Origin of the sequence: Archangium sp. (assembly GCF_036388035.1) — a bacterium.
Taxonomy (GTDB): Bacteria; Myxococcota; Myxococcia; order Myxococcales; family Myxococcaceae; genus Archangium.
On sequence record NZ_DASVSO010000589.1, the window covers coordinates 1 to 1,943 of the forward strand.

A 1,943-nucleotide genomic window follows, 5' to 3' on the forward strand; every position below is an offset into this window, starting at 1 on the left:
TCGGGTGCGGCGCCTTCCTCAAGCGCGCCGCCGAGGCCACCGGTGGACGCGGCGGAGGTCGCCCCGAGCACGCCGAGGGCCGGCTGCCTCCCACCACCGACTGGCCGACCCTCGTGGCCTCGCTGCTCGGTTGAGTCAGAACGCGCTGCTGGCGCCCGTTCCCAGGAGGCCCGAGAGGGCCCCCATTCCGCGCTGGAACTCCTCGAGCGAGAGCTTCCCGCTGGCGAATTGCTCGCTGAGGTACAGCAACGGCTGGGCCTCGGCGACCGCCAGCCAGGCGCGGTGGGCCTTCTGCTCGGGTCCGGAGCAGACCTGGGCCGTCGGCACCTGCCGCGCGAGCGCCTCCAGGCGGGCGCTGGCCTTGCGCGCCAGCGCCTTCAGCTGTCCGACCACCGTGGGCTCCAGCCGCCTCGGCTGCGCGTCGATGATGCAGAAGGCGCCCACGGTCCGGCCCATCACCCGCAGCGGGAAGCCCGCGTAGGCCCGAATGCCGTAGCGCTCCACCAGGTCCTTCGGCAGGCCGGGCTCGCGCGTGGCGTCCTCGATCAGCAGGCACTGGTCGCTGGCCACCACGAACTGGCAGAAGGACGTGCACCGGTCGGTGGCGCGCGCCACCGCGAGGTCCGCGGGCAGCCCCACCTGCGCCCGGAAGAACTGGATCTGCCGGGCCACCAGGCTCACCAACGCGATGGGGAAGCCGCTCAGCGTGGAGGCCGCGGTCACCAGCGCCTGAAGCTCCGGATCCGGGGCCCGGTCGAGCAGTGCGGAGTCGAAGGTGGACAGCCGCCCGAGCTCATCGAGCGCGGAGAGATCATGGGGAAGTCGGGTGCTCATCGTCCACCTGTGTGGCGCAGCGACGGGGAGTAGGACTGGGAGTAGATGGACTCGACGGGCCGCGAGCGGGCGTGCTGGCGCAGGCAGAGCGGGAAGACGGACTTCTCCTCGATGTCCATCAGGGAGCGCAGGGCGTCGGACACCGAGCGGAAGCGCTGCCGCAGCCGAACCGGCTCCGGATCCACGTTCACGAAGAAGCCGTGCACCGCGTTGGACATCACCGTCAGGTTGGTGCGGAAGATGGTCAGCAGGGTGAGCGTGCTCGCGTCCTGCGCCTCGCGGCAGGTGGCGACCACGGTGTCGTAGAGCTGCTCCTTGGCCCGCTGGTGCACCAGGAAGGTATCGTGGAGCTGGCGCAGCAGGCCCGGCAACTCCACGGGGCTCGCCCCGTCGCAGGCGAGCAGCAGCACCCGCAGGCGGCCATGGTCCTTCTTCAACGTCTCGACCCGGTTCATCATGACGGGAGGAGGTAATGCGACGGGCGTGCCAGTCCCCTTCCCTCGGAGACTCCCGGCACTCGGGGCGCGCGGGGTGTAGCGTCCCGCCACAACTCCCTGACACACCGGGCCCTGGGGCACTTCGGGACTGTGGCACTTCGCCACACCCGTCCGTCCGCGCTCCGGGATGTACGCCGCCCAACGCTCGCCGCCCCGGGACCTCGGGAATTCCGCCGTCGCTCGTTCACTGCCGATCGTTGGGCCCAGGGGGGGTGCGCGACCGCGCCGCCACCCTGTCACCCTTTCCCGCATGTTCCCCATGACGGACACGCAGGGCGTCGCGCCGCCGCGGCTCGAGCAGCTCCTGGAGGTCGTCACGGACGGAGTGCTCGCACTCGACGTCCAGGGACGACCCATCTGGCTCAACACCAGCGCGGAACGCCTGCTCGGTCGCCCCCGGGGAGAGCTCCTGGGCCGCGTGCTGTGGGCCGAGCTCCCAGGGTTGGAGGAGACGGAGCTGGGCCGGGCCTGCCACCGCGCACTCGCCGACGGTCAGCCGGCCACCGTGGAGGAGCACCTCGCGTCCCTGGGGGCGTGGCTGGAGGCACGGGTGTTTCCTACCGCGGAGGGACTGCTCGTCCTCCTCCGGGATGTGACACCGCTCAAGCAGCT

Annotated in this window: 3 protein-coding genes; 1 reads left to right on the plus strand and 2 read right to left on the minus strand. The window is 71.4% G+C overall.

The features are described from left to right. Positions 1-135: 135 nt before the first annotated feature. Both VF697_RS24070 and VF697_RS24075 read right to left on the minus strand, forming a co-directional pair. Positions 136-834 (minus strand): GAF domain-containing protein, encoded by a 699-nt coding sequence (locus VF697_RS24070; RefSeq protein ID WP_331098816.1) that lies wholly within the window; start codon positions 832-834, stop codon positions 136-138. Continuing rightward, positions 831-1,292, minus strand: a complete 462-nt coding sequence (locus VF697_RS24075; RefSeq protein WP_331098818.1) for a hypothetical protein — start codon at positions 1,290-1,292, stop codon at positions 831-833. Before VF697_RS24075 ends, VF697_RS24070 begins: the two co-directional genes overlap by 4 nt. A 298-nt stretch (positions 1,293-1,590) precedes the next feature. Between VF697_RS24075 and VF697_RS24080 the strand changes: the two genes are divergently transcribed. After that, a partial coding sequence (locus tag VF697_RS24080; RefSeq protein ID WP_331098820.1) for a PAS domain-containing protein occupies positions 1,591-1,943 on the plus strand: 353 nt, incomplete at its 3' end.

Bases quoted from the DNA above. Each gene is read 5' to 3' on its own strand.
- VF697_RS24070 (WP_331098816.1), bottom strand. From the start codon at position 834: ATGAGCACCCGACTTCCCCATGATCTCTCCGCGCTCGATGAGCTCGGG.
- VF697_RS24075 (WP_331098818.1), bottom strand. From the start codon at position 1,292: ATGATGAACCGGGTCGAGACGTTGAAGAAGGACCATGGCCGCCTGCGG.